Origin of the sequence: Pseudoalteromonas sp. S1608 (assembly GCF_005887265.1) — a bacterium.
In the GTDB taxonomy this organism is placed as follows: domain Bacteria; phylum Pseudomonadota; class Gammaproteobacteria; order Enterobacterales; family Alteromonadaceae; genus Pseudoalteromonas; species Pseudoalteromonas undina.
The window spans coordinates 110,818-126,146 of the sequence record NZ_PNDK01000004.1; the positions used below are offsets into that span (position 1 = coordinate 110,818).

Annotated in this window: 17 protein-coding genes and 1 pseudogene; all 18 read left to right on the plus strand. The window is 37.7% G+C overall.

What is annotated here, in order from left to right:
* Position 1 precedes the first annotated feature (1 nt).
* The 18 genes and pseudogenes from CWB75_RS03140 to CWB75_RS03220 all read left to right on the plus strand — a co-directional run bounded on the left by CWB75_RS03140 (position 2) and on the right by CWB75_RS03220 (position 15,329).
* Entirely contained in the window at positions 2 to 1,027 is a 1,026-nt protein-coding gene (locus tag CWB75_RS03140) for a hypothetical protein (protein WP_138569867.1), read from the plus strand.
* Positions 1,024 to 1,869, plus strand: a complete 846-nt coding sequence (locus tag CWB75_RS03145) for a hypothetical protein (protein WP_138569868.1) — start codon at positions 1,024 to 1,026, stop codon at positions 1,867 to 1,869. Before CWB75_RS03140 ends, CWB75_RS03145 begins: the two co-directional genes overlap by 4 nt.
* Positions 1,869 to 6,473, plus strand: a complete 4,605-nt coding sequence (locus tag CWB75_RS03150; RefSeq protein ID WP_212750897.1) for a DNA/RNA non-specific endonuclease — start codon at positions 1,869 to 1,871, stop codon at positions 6,471 to 6,473. Before CWB75_RS03145 ends, CWB75_RS03150 begins: the two co-directional genes overlap by 1 nt.
* A gap of 5 nt (positions 6,474 to 6,478) precedes the next feature.
* On the plus strand, positions 6,479 to 6,826 hold the full coding sequence (locus tag CWB75_RS03155; protein ID WP_138569869.1) for an immunity protein YezG family protein: 348 nt from the start codon (positions 6,479 to 6,481) through the stop codon (positions 6,824 to 6,826).
* 187 nt (positions 6,827 to 7,013) lie between these two features.
* Complete coding sequence (locus tag CWB75_RS03160; RefSeq protein WP_138569870.1) at positions 7,014 to 7,535, plus strand: DUF6795 domain-containing protein; 522 nt, start codon at positions 7,014 to 7,016, stop codon at positions 7,533 to 7,535.
* A 14-nt stretch (positions 7,536 to 7,549) separates the two neighbouring features.
* Entirely contained in the window at positions 7,550 to 8,722 is a 1,173-nt protein-coding gene (locus CWB75_RS03165) for a lipase family protein (RefSeq protein WP_090493398.1), read from the plus strand.
* Between the two features lie 114 nt (positions 8,723 to 8,836).
* Positions 8,837 to 9,595: a TraB/GumN family protein gene (locus CWB75_RS03170; protein WP_024602678.1), complete on the plus strand. Its 759-nt coding sequence runs from the start codon at positions 8,837 to 8,839 to the stop codon at positions 9,593 to 9,595.
* Positions 9,596 to 9,599: 4 nt separating this feature from the next.
* The gene (locus tag CWB75_RS03175; protein ID WP_024602679.1) at positions 9,600 to 10,193 is read left to right on the plus strand and encodes a hypothetical protein; all 594 of its coding nucleotides are present in this window, start codon (positions 9,600 to 9,602) and stop codon (positions 10,191 to 10,193) included.
* 143 nt (positions 10,194 to 10,336) lie between these two features.
* A pseudogene (locus CWB75_RS19325) lies at positions 10,337 to 10,401 on the plus strand (Mobile element protein); the annotation flags it as partial.
* 90 nt (positions 10,402 to 10,491) lie between these two features.
* Positions 10,492 to 10,794, plus strand: coding sequence for a hypothetical protein (locus CWB75_RS03180; RefSeq protein ID WP_010389349.1), 303 nt, complete (start codon positions 10,492 to 10,494; stop codon positions 10,792 to 10,794).
* A 110-nt stretch (positions 10,795 to 10,904) separates the two neighbouring features.
* Positions 10,905 to 11,273 carry a hypothetical protein gene (locus CWB75_RS03185; protein ID WP_138569871.1) on the plus strand — a complete coding sequence of 123 codons (369 nt, stop codon included), beginning with the start codon at positions 10,905 to 10,907 and terminating at the stop codon, positions 11,271 to 11,273.
* A gap of 79 nt (positions 11,274 to 11,352) precedes the next feature.
* Positions 11,353 to 11,535, plus strand: coding sequence for a hypothetical protein (locus CWB75_RS03190; protein WP_249362297.1), 183 nt, complete (start codon positions 11,353 to 11,355; stop codon positions 11,533 to 11,535).
* A 3-nt stretch (positions 11,536 to 11,538) separates the two neighbouring features.
* A complete protein-coding gene (locus CWB75_RS03195) occupies positions 11,539 to 12,303 on the plus strand; it encodes a ChaN family lipoprotein (protein WP_138569872.1) in 765 nt (254 codons plus the stop codon).
* A gap of 2 nt (positions 12,304 to 12,305) precedes the next feature.
* Entirely contained in the window at positions 12,306 to 12,890 is a 585-nt protein-coding gene (locus CWB75_RS03200) for an SEL1-like repeat protein (RefSeq protein WP_138569873.1), read from the plus strand.
* 102 nt (positions 12,891 to 12,992) lie between these two features.
* A complete protein-coding gene (locus CWB75_RS03205) occupies positions 12,993 to 13,259 on the plus strand; it encodes a hypothetical protein (RefSeq protein WP_075170025.1) in 267 nt (88 codons plus the stop codon).
* A 60-nt stretch (positions 13,260 to 13,319) separates the two neighbouring features.
* The gene (locus CWB75_RS03210; RefSeq protein WP_036955101.1) at positions 13,320 to 14,105 is read left to right on the plus strand and encodes a hypothetical protein; all 786 of its coding nucleotides are present in this window, start codon (positions 13,320 to 13,322) and stop codon (positions 14,103 to 14,105) included.
* Between the two features lie 179 nt (positions 14,106 to 14,284).
* Entirely contained in the window at positions 14,285 to 14,794 is a 510-nt protein-coding gene (locus tag CWB75_RS03215) for a DUF6795 domain-containing protein (RefSeq protein ID WP_138569874.1), read from the plus strand.
* Positions 14,778 to 15,329, plus strand: coding sequence for a DUF6795 domain-containing protein (locus CWB75_RS03220; RefSeq protein WP_020476977.1), 552 nt, complete (start codon positions 14,778 to 14,780; stop codon positions 15,327 to 15,329). Before CWB75_RS03215 ends, CWB75_RS03220 begins: the two co-directional genes overlap by 17 nt.

A 15,329-nucleotide genomic window follows, 5' to 3' on the forward strand; every position in this document is an offset into this window, starting at 1 on the left:
CTTGCTAGCGACCTATTTAAGTGAGCATCAAGCACAATTACTACAAATTAGTAACGCTCAATTGTGCCCGTTTACGTGTGTAGGTCATGTTCGTTATTTAAGAAAAACTCTATTAGAAAGCTGCTGGATAAACGCAAAAAACAATAATCAAAAAAATAATTTTGAATTGCCCACTACTGAGCAACTAGTCGAAATAATAACTAACACTAAAAACGATGAATTAGTTGCCCAAGCATGTATTGAAGTTATGGCTAACTTGCCACAAAATAAGAATATTATATTTATAAATGAATTGCTTAATCAGCCAGCACTTAGTGCTTTTTTTAAAATCATTATAAATAAAGTGGTTATTCAACAGCATAGCTTTAACTTAATTCGGCTATTAAATTTAAACACCCTGTTTTTTGCTTACAGTGCTGATGATGAAATTCCCCCGCAAACCCTGGTCACTATAAATCAAATTACCAGCCTTGCGCAGCACCAGGATATACAGATATTAACGGCTATTTTTGATGCACTAACTGAGCAAGCCCACCTATCCCCAATAATGTCGTTATTTTTGTTGTCATTAAATTTTGAGCAAGTAAACAGCTTAAGCAATCATGCCAGTAATACCTTATCGGTTGATCAAACACTGCATATTTTATTACAAAGCGGTTTTGTAAAACTGATTGTTTTAGCCAATTCTTTATTACAACAGGTAGAGCAACCCGCGTTAATTATTGCGCTAATAAGGCGCATGTTAGGTGATAAACTCGATCAGCTAGTGGAATACGATATTCAACGACTTGCTTGGCAAGGCGATGAAAACGCGTTAATAGATTTTCAGCAGCAGTTAAAACATAACTGGCCTAAATATGAAACCGCCATGTCGAGTTTACGATTGATTGCAGGACACCCTCTTGATGAAGTGCCTAATGCCATTTATTTATCAGCCATGGATAGCTATAGCCAAGGGGTGTTTAACTTATATCGCTATTATCAACACCTCGCTGCCAATAAAGCTCAGGACGAGGTGGTATTATGAGTGCATTTTCAATAGAGATGGTATGCTTTTCTGCCCCAAATATTAGCAGCGTAGATGCATTATTATTTGACGATAACAGTGCTGTTTTTAATGAACTGCAATGGCAGTCTTGGGATGCCTGTGTTTACGATTGCATAATTAAATCTAAAGAATTAATGGCAGAAGTCACAGACAGCACATTGCCGATGATTTGGTTACTTCCAGCGTTATCATTTAAAGATGAGCTAAAACAGTTATTAACTCAGAGCTTACAACAGTTATACCCCGCTCATAGCAATGAGCTTATTTTTCATGGTGCAACAGCCGCGCACTCTGCTATAGCTTTGGCTGGTGAAAAAAAATGGCAAAAATTTAATGTAATTGCTTTAGATGCAACCTTTAAAGCAAATAAACAGCAGCAGTTTGTTTATCAAGGTGTAGGTGGCGCGTTGGCTGTAGTTGAAATGGTGCCTTATGGGTGGTCGCAGGTAAGCCATGAAATTGCAGCATCAATTGATTTTAGCAAACATAATCAGCTAGCAGGTATGCTTACGCGATTAGCTGAAAAAACAGAGAATAAGATAGATCTAATTTTTGCACCAGGAAATGGGGTAGATGATGATAGTTGGCTAAACAATTTACAGCTACTTACTAGCTTAATTGATGAGCACACTTATTACGAACTACCCAATTATAAATTAGGGAAAATAGGCGCACTAGAAGGGTTGGTTAATTTGTACCAATTAACCACAAGCCCTGCAATTGTTGAGCATTTTAGTCATGCATTAATGCTTTCACAGGAGCAAGCTAAGCATCAAGGTGCAGCATCATACTTATGGATAAGTGAGGAAGTACACAGCTAATGCAAAGTAATACCGTTGTTTTACAAGGAATAAGTTACCCAATTTGTCTCGTCGCTGGTAAAGGTTCAGCGCCGTCGGGCTTTGTTGCTGTAGCAGCTAACACGCCGGAAAGTGCCAAGAATCAAATTGCGCAAGTAAGCAGTGCGCTTACTAGCGACGCCGCTAAACGTTTAGACGTAATTAACTTGCTTAACCTTGCAGGAGTGAGCTGTTCGCGCGGTGCGTCAGCCCGTGAAACCGCAAGTGTATTAACCCAAGCTTTGGTTGCAGATAAAATTAGTTGTTATCACCAAAAAGCTAAGTCGGCCATTCAGGTAAGCGATAACACCAATAGCGGCGCAGCAGGTAAAAAGCCAAGTAGTAAGAGCAGTTCAACAGCCTCAGGTAAAAGTGCCTCTCAAGCGCCGGCTAAAAACAGTGGCGGTGCAAGTAATAATACCCCAAGTGAAGAACCAATCACCCAACAAGAGTGCCGCTCTGATCCGGTTTCTATGCTTTCGGGTGAAGAAATACTGCCGCTTATTGATTTCACCCTGGCAGGCAGTAAACAATTAATTTGGCGACGCCTATACCGTTCATCGCATGCGGATGTATGCAGTGTAATGGGGAATGGTTGGCGACATGACTTTATGGTGCAGCTAACTGAGCACTATTTACCGCCACCTAAAGTAGGCCCAAAACAAAAAGGCACCTACTGGTTAGAATACCAAGATGAGCATGGCGCTAAACACCGTTTTGAAAAAGTAAAACCGGGGCAATCGAGCTATCAGCTAAGCAGTAATTTAGCGTTGCATTACCAAACTAATGGTAAGCAAGTATTGGTAACCCCAGATGATCAGCATCTTACGTTTAAAGCTGGCGAAAACTCATGGTTGCTCGAAAAAGTTATTAATGAAAAAGGCCAAAGTATTGGTTTTTATTACGATGCTAAAGAGCGCTTGCATCGCGTTGAGGTAAATAAAGCGCGTGGCTGTATTTTAAAATATAACCCGCAAGGATTGCTGGCAAACATTTCAGCTTATCGTACAGGTGATAACAACAAGCCAGTATTACTTACGCCGTTACTTGCGCAATATGATTATGATGAAAACAAAAACCTCGTTCGCGCGACCAATCAGCAAGGTGAAACAGAGCATTATGGCTATAACGCCGCTAACTTATTAACTAAGCGTACTCGTGCCAGTGGTTTTAGCCATCATTTTGAATGGGACAGTTACTCATCAAGTGCTAAATGTATAAAACAATGGGGCGATAACAACACCTATACATATCAGTTTGAATATAATTTAAACGCTGGTGAAACAACCTGTATAGACTCGCGTGGGCATAAAGAACACTTTGTACATAACGCGCAAGGTAAGTTAGTTAAGCACACCGATCCAAATGGTAATGTGTGGCAATACCGCTATAACGCACAAGGTCAAAAAGTTACTGAAATAAAACCTGATAGCAGTGAAATAAAATACAGTTATACCCCTTACGGCCAGTTAGAATCAATAACGCAGCCAGATGGCAGTGTCACTAAATTTGCTTACAACCAATTGGGTCAGCGTGTATTAACCACCTTGCCTGATGGCCAAACCATTACCCGTAAATATAGCGTGGCGGGTTTGCTGCAAAGTGAAACCTTTGGCGACGGTCGTACCGTACTTTACAGCTATGACAAATTTGGCCAATTAACCCAACACATAAATAAAGATGGGCAAGTCACTAAATTTGTATGGAACGAGCAAGGCGAGCTTTTAGCCAAGCACCATAACGATGAGCTTATTCGTTATAGCTACGACAGTTTAGGCCGTGTAAATGCCACCATTAATAACGCAGGTTTGCTGACTCAATATAAATACAATGAGCACGGCCAGCTTGCGCAAACTATTGCCTTTGACGAAAAAGACCCTGAGAACAAACAGCATCAATATTTTAGTTACGATGATGCAGGGCGGTTAATTAGCTCGCAAAACAGTAAGGGTGATACCACCGAGCAACACTTTGAAGGGCTAAGTCAGCCACATTGTGTTATTCAGCCCGATGGCAGCGCATTGCATTTAACCTACGATAAAGAGCGTAACTTAACTGCCATTGAGCGCAGCGACGGCCATATATACCGCATAAGTTATGACGCAAACGAAAACCCAACGCAAGTTACTGGGTTTGACGGTACGCTGCAGCAGTATAAATACGATGCTTGCAACCGCTTAACCTCGGTTACACAAAGCGATAAACGCCATGTAAAAATAGAGCGTGATAAATTAGGCCGCGTAACTGCGCAACATGCAAGTTTGGCAACCGATACTCACATCGTTAATAACGCCAATTACTACAGCTATAACCTGCAAGGTAAAATTACCCGTGCGCATAATGCACAATCAACTTTAAAGCAGCAGTTTGATAAAGGTGGGCGGTTACTGCGTGCTGAGCAAGTACATAATCAGCAACAAGCGCATACCTTAAAATACAGTTACGACGACTACGGCAGAAGGCAATCACTGACCTTGCCAGATTCAAGCACGCTTAAATATAGTTACAATAAATTTGGTCAGCTAAGTGCTATTCATTTACAGCAAGCTAATAGCACAGCTGTTGAACTTGCACAGCTTAGCTACGACAGTCAAGGTAATATCCAAACGCAAAAGTTTGGTAATGACGTAATCCTTACCCAACAATTTGATGTATTTAACCGCTTAACACAGCAGCAGTTAACCCATCCTGCGCAAGCACTATTTGATACCTGTGCATACAATTACGACAGCGTAAACCAGCTCATTGCTCGTGATAACGAAGGCGTTAGCAGCCATAACATTAATTTTGAGTACAACAGCCTTGGCCAGTTAATTCAACAAAATCTAGCAAGTGGTGAGAACACAAAAACTACCCAATACCAGTGGGATAGTTTTGGTAACCCAGTTATCCAGTCAGCGGTTAAAAATGATGAATTAACCGAGCAACAAAATGCTAAACCAAGTGATGCTAGCGATACTATAAATAATGTTGAAAGTACCCAGTTAGCTAACACAAATAACGTGCTTCACAGTGAGTATAGTGATTCAAGTACAACAACACTTGCTAGTGATTTAAGTGATAATGATGATGTCATTACAGGCATCACTGATGCAGACCGTTTAACCCACTTTGGCGATAGCGACTTTCATTATGATGAGTTTGGTAACCAAATCCGCGAAACCGGTAAAGGCATAAAAACCCGCCGTGAATATAACGCGTTTAATCAGCTAAGTTGCTTTAACAACAACGGCACGCTCACCCAATACGACTACGACCCACTCGGTCGTCGTATCGCCAAGCACACCGAGCAGGGTAAGATTGACTACATTTGGGATAACGACCAGTTAATTGGCGAATACCAACACGGTGAATATACCTGGTACATCAACCTGCCAAATCAATTTCACCCAGTAGCGCTGATTAAAAAAGGTGAGGTGTACTACTACCACCTAGACCAACTGAATACCCCACGTTTTGTTACTAATAACAAAGCAGAAGTCGTGTGGGAAAACCAAGCCGATGTCTATGGATATGAAGAGTCAGAGGTAAGTACTACAAATAGCTTTACTCAACCAATCCGCTTTCAGGGGCAGTATTTAGATGAAGAAAGCGGTTTACACTACAACCGCTACCGCTATTACAGCCCCAAACAACAACGGTTTATAAACCAAGATCCGATTGGGCTAGTGGGTGGAATAAACCATTATCAATATGCACCGAACCCGGTGAATTGGGTAGATCCGTTTGGATTGATGTGTGAAGAGGGTGAGAAGAGCTTAAAAGAAGCGTTAGATACAAGAGTAGCTTCTGGGTGCATAAGTCCAAAACTATCTGAAAAATTATTTAAAGCAGCTCAAGACGGGCAATTAACGCCTAAGGAAATTAAGGATAATCTGAATTCAATACCACAAGAGGAAGGTTTAAAACCAGTAAGTATTTTTCCGATAGAATGGGCAGTTGAAGGTGTCGCAGATGTTGCCGATGCCTTAATTGGTATGTTTGACGAAGGTATCACTGCCGCAGGTGTCGCGACAGTAGCAATAGCCGCGATACCTGGGAAGCTTGCAGACAAAGCTCTAGAGCCAGTAGTTAAAAAGCTGGATAATGTCATAAAGCTAGATCCAGGTAAAAAAGGTGGTTGGAATAAAGTTCTCAATGGTAAGTTAGAGCCAAATACTAAGTATGAAGTTGGTAATTATACATACGCGACTGATGAGCTTGGACGAGTAAACTCAGTAAGTGGTAAACTGGACTTATCAAAAGCAGATAGAAATACATACCAACAAGCTAAAGCTGGTAAGCTAGATGGTATTAAAGATGGACTAGATAAAGATGAAGGCGGTCATTTAATAGCCTCTATTTTTGATGGACCAGGCGAACAAATAAATTATGCAGCTATGGATGGCAACCTCAATAAAGGTGCTTGGAAGAGCATGGAGAATAAATGGGCAAAGGCTTTAAAAGAAGAGCCGCCAAAGAGTGTAGAGGTTGAGATTCGAGCTATTTATGAGAATGATAGCAAACGCCCGTCATCCTTTGATGTATTTTATGAGATTGACGGTGTTGAAGAGTTTGTGAATTTTAAGAATAAACCAGGAGGCTAAATTAAATGAACGTTGATGATATTTATAACAGTGTCGCACAAAATATGTTAGTAAATATAGGCAGTCAAGAATGGTCAAAAGCTGTAATTGAAGTAGAGTATTATGGAGACGATGCACTTAAGATGAAAGGCGGGTTTCATCAAAATAATAATGATTTCACTTCATTTAAGTTTAGAAATTTTGATAGAAAAATTGTAAATGATTTCCAGCAGCTACATGAAATTACAACTGAAAATGATTCAAACAAGTGGAATCGTGCTGTATTCAATTTGAAGCCAACTGGTGAATTCAATATCGACTTTTCTTGGGATCAAGAATTGGCTGATGAAATTGAACGATTGAATAATGAATGAGTATTATAAAAACTCATCAAGTTTTTATTAAAGAGTAATAGATTAAGTGCTTACGCTGATTTTGAACTTCATCAAGTTAATAGCAGAGCAATAGATCCTAGTGCTATATTTTTCCTATTTTAAAAGACATAACATGTAAATTTAAATAGTAGTTTTACTAAGTAAAAACTTTTCATTTTGAAAAATTATGAATACAGAGGTTAAAACCACTATGTTTGGTTTAATAAAAAAATACAGTGTGCACATGTGCTCTGAAGTTAAAGGGATTATTACTTTAAACGGCAATCCCGTTGAAGGTGCTTTAATTAATCGCAGCCTCAAATTTGCACATAAAATTGAAAAAGAAGATCAGGTTATTACAGCTTCCGATGGCACGTTTAATATGCCAGAAGTTGTTGTTGAGTCAAAAATACCCGGTGATATGTTTTCCCATGAAGTTACTTATCAACTTATTACTGCAATTCATGGCGGTGAAGAGTATGAGCTTTGGAATAGTGAGCTACGTGGTATTGATGAGCCCGATGAGTATAAGCAAAAGCTAAGCAGTCTAAACGCTGATTTAGTATCACCTAATGTGGATTTTATATTTCCTAACCATGCTCATGAAAATTTAGATTTTTATGGCTCGACTATTTGTAGATGGGAAAGTGACTTTGAAATCTATGAAACTGAAGACGACGATACGGATTACTTTAAAGATTTTAAATAATAAAAGGATTTTACATGAAAATTTTATCTCCTAGCATAGCGGCACAGCTGGCTGATTTTGCGTACAAAAGCATTGCGGTTTCGGCGGCTGGTGATCAGTCAAAAAAAATAAAGTCGAATCCAATTATTAGTAAGCATTTTGCATTTGATTCAAAAACATCAACACTAACAGGTGTAAGTGGCACAACAGCAGAGCATGTATTGAACCAATCTACTGGTTTTGGCTTTTTTGGTGTAGGCAAAGGTACCGGTAACCATGCGGGCGAGATAGTTATAGCAATACGGGGTACTGCTGGACTTGCTGATGCGTTAACAGATTTACACTGTGGTGTTACCGTTGGCCCAAACTGGACACCGGTGCATTCTGGATTTAATCGTACTTTTGAAACTATTAAACCGCAACTAGCAGCAATATTGAGTAAGGCAGGAGGGCGCCCTGTTCATTGTATTGGCCATAGCCTTGGTGGTGCTTTAGCAACGTTAGCAGCTAATTGGATTAAAGCTCAATATAAGGTGCCTGTAAAACTTTATACTTTTGGATCTCCAAGGGTAGGCCTCAACCCTTTTGCAATTAAAACAGAGACAAGATTAGATGGCATTTATAGGGCTGTTCATCGTAGCGACCCTGTAGCTATGGTTCCTGTTTGGCCGTTTGTACATGCGGGGAGCGAGTATAGGCTAAGTACGTGTGTTTCATTAACGGGGGCGGCGCATAAAATGGCTGGTAATGCACCTGGTTATATTAATACTGCAGCTAGTTACCCTGACTATAAAAGTATGCAGAAAGGCTCGATATCTAACTTAACGATGACACGTCTGAAGTACTATAACCGCCATCATGCTTCTTTTAATGCACATTGGTCTGAAAAAATCACAAGTGCCCTTATCACTTTATTACGTGAGAGCGGTAAGTTAGCAAGTATTATGGGTCAAATAGGCACATCAGGTGTTTTAACAATTTATGATTTATTAGCTCGGTCAATTGTCGAAATTTCACAAATGTCAACTAAGTTTGCTGAAGACAGTAAAGGATTAATCGGGCATATACTCAACTTCGTAGGAAAGCCATTTGTTGCTGTTGATATAACTTACGCAGGGGTAAAAAAAGCTTTAACTTGGATGTTAGAAAAACTTAAAACACTAGTAATTGCTGCGGTAAAAGTTTCACCTCATATCGCCTTTGGCTAGTAATTAAATTAAGGCTCAGGTAGCTACTGAGCCCATTCTCGTAAAAGTGGTTAGCCATTAGTATTTAGATAAGTGCTAAGCTGCCCTATAAACTCTCAAATATAAGGAAATATAATGAATAAAATAAACACGGATGTAAATTACAGAACAATGGCCGGCAATGCGCGTTTAGTTATTATTGCCGAGTCGAGCCATAACCCAGTATCTTATAAATATGAGGCTATAAAGGCCTTAAAACAGCTTAAGGCTGCTGGCTTCACTCATTTTGCAATGGAAATGCTACCTACAAGAATAAAGGACAAAATAGATTTTTATCAGCGGACTGGTAAGGGATTTGACGTAATCAAACAGCATTTCAAATCAAAATGGAATTGGACTAATGCTTCAAGCACAGGATATGGGGAGTTAGTAAAAGCGGCTAATTCTCTAGGGATGAAAATTGTTCCTTTAGATATGCCTATTGAAATGATGGATGAGATTGACGGGCGTTGTAATTGGGAGCAAGCAGACACCGGTTCATGTACTGACTCTCATATCGAACGAAACCATATGTGGGCAGATATTTTAAATAAAAATTTAAAGTTAGAAGAAGGCTCCCGAATTGTTGCATTTATGCATAGGTACCATGCGTTTCATGCTGGCAATAAGCATATTGGAATTGACTCTATTATGTTAAATTCAAAAGTTAGTCGTATTAGTATCATAGAGTACATCGGTGGATCTACCTGTATTGACAATGGTGTTTGTAAGGGGGAGGGTGATGTCGATAAACCATTAAGGGAAACTTATTTTTATAGGAAAGGAACGTATATACCTTCGTCTTTACCTTCTTACACAGTTCATATTCCTGAAAAAGCCATTTTAAGGAAATGATAATATGGCTAAAATTTTATTAATATTGATTCTTATAGCGCCTTCCATTAATGCCGCAGGGCCTCGATGGGATAATTCAATAGATATAAACGCTCCTGATTTAACTGTATCAGCTGCCGCAGAGCAGTGCCATAAAAGCTTAATTAACGCGCCTGAGTATCTCGAAGAGTGGTGTGAAAAAGCTTATGAAATGGGATACTGGAAGGCACTGGTTACACTAAGCCTTCATAATGGAGATGGAACTCGATTATTAAAGGAGGCCAAAAAGCGGGTTGCGGCAAAAGAGCCAAAAGCTTATTCAACTTTAGCTTGGTTATATGGCAGTGGTATGTTTGTGGAGCAAGATATTAATTATGCTATTTCCCTTTACAAAGAATTTTTAGCATTAGATGCAGAATTGCCAAATTCGTTAGTTGCGGCTGCGCACTTTAAGTTAGCAAACTTATATGAATCGCAGCAGAATTGGCTTGCAGTAAATGAGCATGCACAATATGTTATTGACCACAGCCCTTTAGCTTATGATAAAGAACGAGCTGTTGATTTGTTAGAGTTAGCTAAAAAAGAAATTTTGATTAAGAATAAATCATTGAATGAATAGACTAGACACCCATTCTAATTTTGCAGTTTAGTAAACAAAGTACTACCACTTTATATAGCGTTTCGTTCGGCGTGCATTTTGTATAGTGATGAGCATTCTACAGGTCAACCCTCAATTTTCGCAGAGGCTGAGTTGAAGATAAGTTGCTTAAGCTCGAAAGGTGTTTTGTATTGATGTATGTGTTTACGCAGTTTTGAGTAACCACACTCAACACGCAGAGATAACTATAAGATTAAAGTTGTAATGAAATATGTAAGTCGATGCGCTTATCTAAGCGAGCTAATATAGAGGGAATGATTTGTTTTTTAGTGATAAGCAAAAAAATAAAGTGGAATTTTATGCACTTGTATATGTAATCTCGTTTTTATTGCCATTTCCTGCTTCGCTATATTCTGTTGCATTATCTCAATTAGGTGGTGTAGCACTTTGGCTGATTGGCTCAATAACATATATGATTGTTTACCTGCGAGTCGTGTCAGAATTACCAAAAGAAGATAGGTATTTTGTTACATGGGGTCAAGCAAGCTATTTTCCTCAACTGCTTTTTAAAGTAGCCCCTGTATTAATATTTATACTTCTTTGCTTGTTGGGAAGTTTATAGTGTTTAAAAACGATGAGGTGTTTTTATTATTCGCCCCATGAAAGCTTTTACGTAGGTTCTTATTAGTAACAATCATCTTACTTTTGGGAACGGTTTATTCAGGCAAGACATTGTTAACACAGTACTTTGATACAAGTCCAGAGTGGCTGTTGGGCATTTTGTTTTCCGTTGGAATTATGTTTTGCCTTTTAAACTTTAAAGTTAGTCAAGGCTCTTTTCTATGTGCAAAGTTATTGAAATACTATGCTCTATTTTTAGCTTTGATTTGCTTACCATCATTTATAATTTTAGAGGGAAGTGGTTATCATATAGCTACAGTTACTAATATAGCCTTTATGCTGCTGTCTTTTTATTTGATTAAAGGAAATAAATACCAAGGCTTAATTAAATATCAATATAACTTTTTTAAGGATATAAAAGACGCTCGGGCCGCTGTTGAAAAAGAGATAGCTAAAGGAAATAAGAGAAAGAAAAAGTAAGTCTGCATAGCTTTGCTTATTGAATTAAAATACAAAGGAACATAGATAAAAGTAGGGCGATGAGTATGTTAGCCGCGCAATGAAATTATGGCGTGGAGTTAAGGAATGTTATTCAAAAAGTGAAGTGTGTAACTTCACTGCAAAAGCGCTTTTATTTGCAATAAGCTATGAATATGCAGTTGCTCCTTACAGCTCTGAGAATAATGACGCTATTGAGTTTTATAAATGGTGTTTTGAAAATTTAAATAAAGAACAAGGATAGGTAATGAATAAAATAAACATGGATGTAAATTACAGAACAATGGCCGGTAATGCGCGTTTAGTTATGCTAGGCGAATCAAGCCACAATCCCGCAATCTACAAATATGAAGCTATAAAAGCACTTAGGCAACTTAAAACAGCTGGTTTTACCCATTTTGCAATTGAAATGTTACCTCGTTCTATGCAAGAAAAAATAGAGTTTTATCAACGAACAGGTAAAGGGTTTAATGTAATTCAGCAATATTTTAATGATAATTGGGCTTGGGGTTATTTAGTTCCTAAAGCATATGGCGAACTGGTTAAAGCCGCTCGGGAAGTAGGCTTAAAAATAATTGCACTTGATTTGACTTTGGATGAGATGGAGTCTATTGATAAATCGTGTGATTATGATAATTCATTAGCAGGTAATTGTTTTAATAGTCACACCATTAGAAATATGGTTTGGGCTCAAAATATAAGTAATATTTTAAATCAAACTAATCAAAATCGCGTTGTTGCTCTTATGCATCGTTGGCATGCTGTTAGATCAACTAAATATCAAGAGGGTCTTGATACACTTGTGAAAATGGAAGGCACGCTAAAACTTAGATTTATTGACTTTATTGGTGGTACTGCTTGTTACTCACAAAGAAGTTGTGAGGGTTATTCTGATGAAAAGGGTAATCTTAAAAAGCAATATTTTTCACGAGAAGGTTTTCCATTTCAAACTGCAGTAAAATCTTATCAAGTACACCTGCCTGAAAATACCTCGATAGTAAAAGGTATATAGTAGTGAAAAAGTTAATTTATACTTTTTTTGTACTTATATTATGTTTCGACTCATTTGCTGGAACTTTATTTCCAAAGCATGATATTAATGATCCTAAGTTATCCAAAAACACCGTGATACTTCAATGCCAAAAAAGCCTGATGTATGCGCCTAGACAGCTTGAAAAATGGTGCGAAAAAGCATACGAAATGGGATATTGGCAGGCGCTAGAAGTTATAGGTTTACATACAAGTGATGGAAGCCGTTATATCACGGAGGCTCAATTACATGCTGAAAATGGTGATCCTGATGGAATCTTAGCATTGGCTTTTGCATATGAGTCTGGGCGTTTTGTTACTAAAAACTTACATAAATCGATTGCTTTATATAGTCAATACTTAAATGAAAACCAAGGTATTGAAGAAGAGAAAATGAGAGTAATCAGAACCCATGAAGCTCTATATTTGATATATACAAAGTTAGGTGATTTTGAAAACGCAGCTAAACAGAAACGCTTTTTAGATGAAAGTAATTATAAAGAAAATAAAGAAGCTATATTAAAAAAACAAATGCGAGAAGCGGGAATATCTATTGACTCAGAACAATAAAATGCAATTTTAGTAAAATTGATACTTTGATATTCGCATGACAGATTTAATTGAAATAAAAAGGAGCTATAAACGCCAAACTTAAGGCGCTATAGAATTATTATGGAACAACACCACCAACAAACACTAACCAACCTTGTATACGATATTTACGAGGATCCAACCAAAATTGAAGAGCATCAAGAGCTTATTCAACCATTATTGAGCGATTTAGTCGCAACTGCGCCTGCGGGTTTTGAAGGCATGGCGACGATGATTAATACTCACATTTCAAACGGGTTTAAGTTTAAAAACCCTAAAATACAAAAATTTGAGCTTGAGTCGGGCTTATTAAAGCTTAAAACCTACCTGCAAAAAATAAACCTTTAATTAGTTTCGTAATTGCCAATACTCTCGGCGCAGTGTGTTGGCTGTAATCAAGGATGATAAATGACTCTTATAAACACCTGCATTTTAATGCTGTTTTTACAGCCATTATTTGTTTATTTAGCACTTTTTAAACAGTCAAAATACAGTGTTAAGCCCAAAAGCTCGTTAGATAATGAAGATTCAATGTTTTTATTTATCGCCCCTGGCCTATCGGTTTTTTATCTTGATCAGTTTTGGGTCGCGCTGCTTTATTTAGGTAGTGTGTGCTTATTGGGTGTATTACTAGCTAAAATTGTAGAAAGCAAAGCAAACAAGCGATTGACCAGAGACGATTCAATAGGCTTTATGGTCGCCAGTTTTATCTTTTTTGGAATGATAAAGTTAATTATTGTTGCGGCTGCGTATTTTTTTACCGATGACGCTTCAAGCGCGATAACAGAAGATTTAAGCCCAGCTAAAGAGCCCTCATTGACGATTAGCCAAATGTTTAGTGTGGATTATTTGTATAGCCAGTTTAAACCTACGGTTTATTTTTTAGCATTAATGGTCGTGACCTTAGTGCTCAAAATTATTGAGTACAAGTTCTCTTTGAAGGAGGCGCTTTCAGGTATCCTTATTATGCTAAGTGCTATATTAGTAGGCATTTCCCCACTATTTGGCGAAGCTTATATATTAGGCTTAATTGCTAATTTTTTTATTTTTTTTATAGTGTGCTCTACATGTATTGAAATAGACAAAATAGGGGATGCATCGGGTGGCGCTATTGCTATTTTATATGGCTATATATTAATGATGGGACTTGGGTTTAGCATTATATGTAAGCTGGTTTATGAATTGTTTTTTTAGGGAATGATTTATTGCTTGTTTTTTGCTCTAAATGCTTGCAGTGCGCTTTGTACCCAATTAGAATAAATTTTAGTTGAAATGGGCAATTTCATTAACGCTGATAGTTAAGAGTTTAAAACGTCATTAAATAGCAATACGACACGTGTATTTTGAGTTTAATAGTTGGGAGCTTGTATATTTTGTTATCACGTTTTAAAGCTCACATTTTGGTAATTATATCTATAGCTATTATTTTTACTACAACACAGGCTTATGCAGATATATTTGGTTTTTTTAATAAGCAGGATTTTGTTTTATCGGCTCCGATGAAGGGGCAATTATTAGATAAAGGGCAGCCTGTTGCAAATGCTAAGGTTGTACGTGCGCTTACTTATGGTGATGAATATAAAGATGAAGCAATAACCGATCATAATGGTTTTTTTACCTTCACAGAAAAATCTATAAAAACGAGTAAGCCTGCAAACATGTTTGATAATGAATCACTGGTTCAACATGTTTATTTAGAAAATGGTACGCCTGAGGGCGTTGTTCTTTGGTACATAACCGTGTCTATGCACGATGGGAGTAATACCCTAAAAAGCTTACTCGCTGATTTAGAGTGTGATATTGCCAAAGATCCACAAACATACGACATACCTATAGAAGAAGCGCCAGAGAACTTCTTTACGGTATATGGTGCATGCATTTGATTTATTGGAGATTATATTTTTGATGGAGCGGTTTAAGTTGCCATTACTCATTGTAGTTGTGGCTATTCTAATTTTATTTACTACAACACAGGTTTTTGCAAATATGTTTGGTTTTTTTAGTAAGGAAGATTTTGTGTTATCAGCTCCAGTTGAAGGGCGTTTGCTTTTTGACGAGCAACCTGTTGCTGGTAAAAAGGTATTTCGTAGACTAAATTATGGCGATGAATATATTGATGAAGTAACAACAAGTAGTGATGGTCGTTTTTCTTTCCCTAAAAAAGTTATCAAAACATCAAAGCCATCAAACATGTTCGACAACGAATCTGTTATACAACACATATACACATTAGATGAGAATGCAAAGGAAGTTACTATTTGGGCTGTTAGGCTATTTCCTTATGAGCATAAAGATACGCTAACCAAATACTTAAGTAATTTGGTTTGTGATATCGCAAATGAGCCAGAAACATTTGATATAGCTGCTAAAGACAATAAGCAGCATACATTTGCAGTTTTTACCACCTGCAAGCTCTAA